This is a genomic window from Hymenobacter terrenus, from assembly GCF_000972495.1.
Classification (GTDB): domain Bacteria; phylum Bacteroidota; class Bacteroidia; order Cytophagales; family Hymenobacteraceae; genus Hymenobacter; species Hymenobacter terrenus.
In genome coordinates, this window is record NZ_LATM01000039.1 from 25,452 (window position 1) to 31,735 (window position 6,284).

6 protein-coding genes are annotated in these 6,284 nt (G+C 55.2%); 4 read left to right on the plus strand and 2 right to left on the minus strand.

The annotated features are described in order from the left end of the window. Window positions 1-4 precede the first annotated feature (4 nt). Window positions 5-982, minus strand: coding sequence for a PAAR domain-containing protein (locus tag WX88_RS32030; protein ID WP_072053099.1), 978 nt, complete (start codon window positions 980-982; stop codon window positions 5-7). A gap of 15 nt (window positions 983-997) precedes the next feature. Further along, the gene (locus WX88_RS24240) at window positions 998-2,836 is read right to left on the minus strand and encodes a type VI secretion system Vgr family protein (protein ID WP_046247015.1); all 1,839 of its coding nucleotides are present in this window, start codon (window positions 2,834-2,836) and stop codon (window positions 998-1,000) included. 108 nt (window positions 2,837-2,944) lie between these two features. Between WX88_RS24240 and WX88_RS24245 the strand changes: the two genes are divergently transcribed. The 4 genes from WX88_RS24245 to WX88_RS24260 all read left to right on the plus strand — a co-directional run bounded on the left by WX88_RS24245 (window position 2,945) and on the right by WX88_RS24260 (window position 6,131). Next, window positions 2,945-3,997 carry a hypothetical protein gene (locus WX88_RS24245; RefSeq protein WP_046247016.1) on the plus strand — a complete coding sequence of 351 codons (1,053 nt, stop codon included), beginning with the start codon at window positions 2,945-2,947 and terminating at the stop codon, window positions 3,995-3,997. 35 nt (window positions 3,998-4,032) lie between these two features. Beyond that, entirely contained in the window at window positions 4,033-4,698 is a 666-nt protein-coding gene (locus WX88_RS24250) for a hypothetical protein (RefSeq protein WP_046247017.1), read from the plus strand. A gap of 430 nt (window positions 4,699-5,128) precedes the next feature. Further along, window positions 5,129-5,698, plus strand: coding sequence for a hypothetical protein (locus WX88_RS24255; protein WP_197076921.1), 570 nt, complete (start codon window positions 5,129-5,131; stop codon window positions 5,696-5,698). A 133-nt stretch (window positions 5,699-5,831) separates the two neighbouring features. Beyond that, window positions 5,832-6,131 carry a hypothetical protein gene (locus WX88_RS24260; RefSeq protein WP_197076922.1) on the plus strand — a complete coding sequence of 100 codons (300 nt, stop codon included), beginning with the start codon at window positions 5,832-5,834 and terminating at the stop codon, window positions 6,129-6,131. The last annotated feature ends 153 nt before the right edge of the window (window positions 6,132-6,284 follow it).

Genomic DNA, 6,284 nt, shown 5'->3' on the forward strand with positions numbered 1-6,284 from the left:
TGTCTTACCAACGGTTGTTACCAAAAGGGCTGCCACTGAGGCGGGGTGGGTCGAGGTCGATGGGCGTGCTGGTCCACATCGGCGTCTCAATAATGTTCAGGCATGATTCCGGCTTGCCTTTTATGGTCACATACAAATCGGTACTGGCCAAAAACTCCACGGCTGGCACGCAGTAGCCTTGGCGTTGCTCTGGGTCAGGCGCACTTGTGTCGTTAATATAGACGTGAGTTATATTGCCTGCACTGTCGAAGTCGGCGTCGTAGACCAGTACGATGTGCCCGCCGCCGTCCGGCTTGCCGTGCCACAATTGGCTAGCATCGAGTCCCACGAGCACGGGCTTACCCTCTTGCAACGCCTGGGTTAGGGCACGCGTGAGAGAAGCGTTGTGCGCAGTTCGTGCCGTTGCAATAACCTCTGGATCTATTGTCACCAGTTTGGGCGGCCTAACAGTGGTGGAGGCCACGCCGTGAACGGCCAGCATGTCGTGACGGGCTTCGGGCTGAGTGGCGCCGATGAAACCGGCTGCCTTGGCTTCAATGAAGCCCCCGGCTAGGGCTAGATGCAGCAACTCCTCCTCGCCGTACACTACGCCCGTGGTCTGCCGAATCACTTGCTGCATGGCTTGTACCCCGCAGTTGGCGTGGTTTTGCTTGCCCGGAAAAATAGCCGGGCCCGCCATGGCGCTCACGTCGCCGATGAGCACGGTCGGGTCGCCCTTTACAAGCGTGCCTCCGTGCAGGGTTTTGTCGAACATGCGCGCGGCCGGACGCCCGCCGAAAAATACGCCCAGCGAACCGAGCGCGATGCTGTTCGGTATGGGTGATACGCACAGACACATATCGCCCATCGTGGCGGCGGGCAGGCCGCCGACGAGTACGGTAGGGGTGCCGGGCGGCAGCACGAGGCCGCCCACGTGCGGCTTGGGGCCGTCGGTCATTGGGCACAAGTGGTTGTCGCCGATGCGGGTAGAAGGTTTGCCCATATCTGAATTGGTAAATTAGTTAACTTTCACCATTACGCCTTTGATGTTGGTCATCGTCGAGCTGCTGAGTTCGGCCTTGAGACCCGACACTTTGACGCCGGTTTGGCCGGCGAGCGAGGCGGTGGTTTGGGCTTCCAGGTCCAGGGTCTGACCGCTTACTTTCACGGGCTTGGTACCGGTCACGTCGACGGTGCCGCTGCTTTCGAGCACAATCTTGTTTTCGGCCTGTAACTCGATTTCCTTCGATACCAGCGAAATTTTTTCTTTCGCGTCGAGGATAATCGTACCATCCGTTTGCAACAGAATGGCCCCGTCCTTGGCAAAGGAGATTTCGAGCTTCGTGGCCTTCTTTTTGCCGTTGGAAATCAGGATTTTTTCCTTCCCGTCTTTGTCATGGAACGTGATTTTATTCCCGCCCATAGTCTGAATGCCTTTCACCTTGCCGCCGCTGTGCGAATACTTCGCCCCGGCCGGGTTGTTGGCGTGAAAGAAGTTGCCCTGCACGAACGGCTGCTCGGCCAGCCCATTCTGGTAGCCGATGAGCACCTGCGAGCCCAGCTCCGGCGTGAAGAGCTGGCCTTTGCCGCCGCCGCTATACGGCGTCAGCACCCGTATCAGGTCAGTTTCCGCGTTTTCCGGGTTTTTGGCGGGCCAATAGTAGCGCACCCGGATGCGACCCAATCCTTTAGGGTCTTCGTTATCAATCACTTCAGCCAGTTCGGGCATTCCGGCGGGGGGCTCGTGGTGCGGATTGACCGGGGGCGTGTCGTGCACGCTGGGAATCGCGGTGAACGTGTTGCTGTAGTTGCCGGCTGTGTCGAGGCGGTGCACCACTTCCACGATACGGTAAGTGCCGAAGTCGCTGGCGTCGTCGTTGTTGCTGCCCAGCCCGGTGCCGGAAACGCGGATGGCCTGGCCCACCTGCAGGGCCGAGTTGTCGCTATAGCCTTGCATAGCAATCATACTGGCCACGCGCTGCGCTTTAAAGGTGCGGGCTTCTTCCCTGATTTGGCCGGAACTTTGGGCATTTACCTCCGCCGCCGCGTGCGACTCCAGCGGAAAAACATTATCAGCCTGAGCGAGCACCAAATCGCCAAAAAGCTGCTGGCCTACGAATGCCACTTTTTCGCTCGCTGTGTCGCCCGTGTAGTGCTGATGGTTCAGGTAGTCGTATTCGTAGATTTTGAATTTGGTGGGATGCAGAGACAAACCGATGTGGAATCCGTTATGCACGCCATCGGCGACGAAGCTGATAGCGTCTCCTTCATTGGCCATGCCCAGATGGAGGGTGTTACCATCATAGAAAAACCATTCGCCGTATTCACTGGCCAATCGGCTAAGGAAGCCGAAGTTTGTTTCATGGTACTGCACCGCGTATGAAATTTTGGCGGTGTGACGTGGCTTGATGCTGTGCGTCACCACGTTTTCGGGGTATTCCTGCAACACTTGCTTAAAAATAGCGGCCAGCGTCTGATTCACGAAGGTACGCTTTTTCATGCCGCTCATCAACATGCAACTTGGGCTATAGGCCTGAACGGTAATGTTATTGGCCCCATCGCTCTCCTTGCTTGTCCCCATTTCGGTCACAATGCCCTTGAATGTAAACCCTGGTCCCTTGTCCGCCTCGAAATCCTCGTCCGGCCGGACGACGAAAGAGATTGACTGCCCCAGTACCCGCGCCGGGGTCTTACGCAGGAAATCGGTTTTCGTACCCTCCGCACTATCAAAAGGCACCACCAGGGAGAGCGTGTGATGGTCGAACAGGGTTTGGGTAAGCGCGGCATATAAAATATCCGCGCCGGGAACGAGGGTTTTGCCAGCACACTCAATAGTGGCAGTGACTTGACGGGCCATGGGTAGTAGTTTTGAGAATAGGAACGGCGAAAGGTGAATAACTAGCGGCCAAAGATAGAATGAATTTTATGTAGATTTGCGCTCTACCAATCTTTTCCTCTGCTCTTCATGAGTTCTCTTTCCAATCGCCAGTCTATTCTGCGCCCCACCAGTACCCGCACTGCGGCTGCGCACCTGGGTCTTGCCCAGCAGCCCACGCCCCGGCCCGTTAGTGGGCGGTTCATGGCCGCGCACCTGGGCGTGGGCCGCTCCCGCACCGTCTCGGTAGACATCCTCCGCCGCCGGCTGCCCGCCCCGGTCAGCCCGGACATCGCGCAGTTTTACCAGCTGCGCGCCGCCGCTCAGCGTCTGCAGCAGCAGTTGGCCGCCCACGATGCCAGGACCAAGGGCCTCACGCCGAAGCAAGCGGGCTATCCCTTCCCCTTCCGCTCCACAGCTGACCAGCAGCGCGCCCGCGCCGCCGTGCGGGACCGCCAGCGCCTGGCCCAACGCCTGCTGGCCGAAGTCAACCAATCGATGAAGGCTTTCTACGCCCCGGCTTTTAGTAGTGCCGTAGCTCGCTCGACCCCGAAAAAGCAGGTAACCCTGCCAAATGGAGGTACAGCTTGGGCTGAGGGCACCGAATTATTTATGCCCAATACCTTCTGGCACAGTCAATACCGGGATACGCCCCCAAGCTGGAAATCACACTATGTGCCTGCCAAAGGAAAAAGGAAGGGATACTGGACGAAGTTCAACCATTGGCGGGACTGCTGTGACGAATGCCAAAAACTCATCAAAAAGGCATTAGGAAACACGCCAAACAACCTAATTCAGGTTGTCGAAGAACTGGATGGTATAAATCAACTTAACCAATCAGGAGCTCTGCAAGGCTATCATAAGCTTGATGAATATATGGCTCTGCATAAGCCCGTCATGATTGGCGTATCCTTCGCATTAGGTCAAAAGTACAATAATGATAAAACCACGGAGCATTTCGTCGTATTGGTGGGCGCGGGCGTAGAGAAAGGGCGCAAGTATTACCGCTTTTTTGACGTGGGCACCCTGCACCAGGACAAAGGAACCAACCCGAACTTTAAGCTCTACTATAACCCCCAAACCGGCTTCTGCCAAGGTCCAGGCATCTTGGGTACCTATACCCTGACCCAAATTCGTTATTAAATCGAGCCACCCTTCGCGCTTCCTGCTCCACCCTCATGTACCATCGCCCTATTTCCCTTTTCTTCGCCAGCCTGCTGCTAGCCCTGCTGTTGACCGGTTGCGGGGAAGCCCCCTCCACCTCCCACCAGCCCCCCGCTACCTCGTCCCTGCCCGCAACCCCGGCGCCCCGACGCTACACCTGGGCCACGGCCGCTACTGGGCCGGGCTGCCTGCCCCGGCTGCGGGCCATGATGCAGTGGTACGGAACCCAAACCGAGAACTTTCGCCAAGCCATCTTCGTCGACGGCCAAACGGTACCCGACGCGGGTCAGGACGGCCCCCCGCCCGCTCCCCAGGGCCCTTTCTTCGTGGTGCCGGAGGCTGTCGACGACTACTTGGCCACTTTGCGCGGCTCGGGCTTCTTCTCGGCCCGGTACGTGGCCACGCTCCGCGCCCGAGCCAAGACTGCCGCGCAGGGCCTCGAACGCCACCAGCCCCCCAAAGACCAGTTGCCCAGCCTAGACGACTTCCCGCTCTTTGCCCTCAATTACGATGACATGATGGAACAGAAAGCGGCCTTCGAGTTCACCGCTGAGCAAGACGGCCACATTGTTACCTTCGATGATGGGTTCACCCTTATGAGCTTCACCTTTGATACGGCCTGCAAAATTGACGCTATCTACTCTAAAAGGCATGTGCACGTCAACTCAACCCGTCGGTAGAAAGTAACAGATAAGACTTGTTCCCGAATAAGCAATCGGTTGTTTTTCAAGCGGTATTTGGGGCCAGAAACGCGAGCTGCTCAAAGAACCGAAGGATACGGGCTTAACTACCCTAAAAAAGCCGTTCAGTTGTCAAGGACGGGATATCTTTTTAGCTATTGCTTATTCGGGAACAAGTTTATAGTATTCCTTATTCAATGGCTTTATGCTCATCACGGGGTAGGGTGCGGGGCTGGCCCCCATCCATCGGTGCACGATTCGTTCAACGATGGGCGGGGACCAGCCCCGCACCCTACCCCGTTTTCGCAAACCACTTCGTGACCGATATAGCAAGCACAAGAACCAGTTAACGCAGGAGCTTAGTTGTTTCTCACGTTCCCGGCCGGGGGCCATTCGTGCCCTCAACAATGGCGGCGACTGCTTCATGCCTGTGAAGTTTTGGCAATCCCAGAACATCGACGGCAAAGGTCCTTGGACAGCCTGTGCCAAAACAGTTTACGCCATGTTGGAGACCTTTTATGAAAAAGGCAGTCAAGACGCTAAGGCGTGGGGTCGCTACGATTTGGTTCTAGAACACCGCAACCCAGCGCTGCCATGGTCACATAAAAAATTTATCACCCGAGACGGTTATATGTTCGCCAATGCTAATAGGGCCACCCAAGGCATGGCTAAGTTGGACGCTTACATGGAGGCCCACCGACCTATGATGGTCGGCGTCAGCCACACAGTCAACTTTTTCTTATCATCGACCAATAAAAGGACCGGCGTTATTACTTACAGGGAAATTAACAATTCTACCATTGACCACTTTATTGCCTTAGTTGGCACCGGGGTCGATAAAAAAGGAAGTATTATCGCTTCTTTAATGTTGGTAAGCAGCGGGTTAAGACAGGAACGAGTCATGATAATAAACTATACCTGGGTAAAGACGGGTATTGGCGGGGTACTAGTGCCGTTGGGCACGAGTACGTACTTGTTCAATTGCGGTTTTGAATTATAGTATGCGAGAAATGAAGTACACCTTTCCTAATACCTTGTTCGGCGTTCTACTATGTTGGATTAGCAGTTGTCAGGGCGACCACACTACCAGTACCTCACAGCAGCGTACACCGGTAACACCCCACACTTCTAAAGTGGATGCTACTAGTTCCCCCAAGACCGTTGGGTTGCATTGTTTGCCCCAGTTAAAAGAGATGATTGCCTGGTACGGGGCTTCCCAGTCTAGCGAGGACACGGTCCACCACTTTGAATTTGTGCGTGGTGTCCGTCCTGATGGTGGAGGATACTTCGTTATTGATTTTAAAGAAGTCAACCGGTATTTAGCTTTTCTGCGGCAATCGAAATTTTTCTCGGAGAAATACATGGCTGCGGAGCAACAAAGCTTCAAAGATGCTCAGCAGAGTTTTTTTGATTCAGAAGCAAACCACTGGTGAAGCTGAAGGATTCGAACTCGACCGGATGTTCGGGGTAATGGTTGTCGAGGATATGATGCACTTTACACGTGCTTGAAAATTCGGCAGTGGTCTAAATGAGGGTGAAGCTGTAATTGTCGATGACAATTTTAATTCGCGCCGTATGCATGAGCA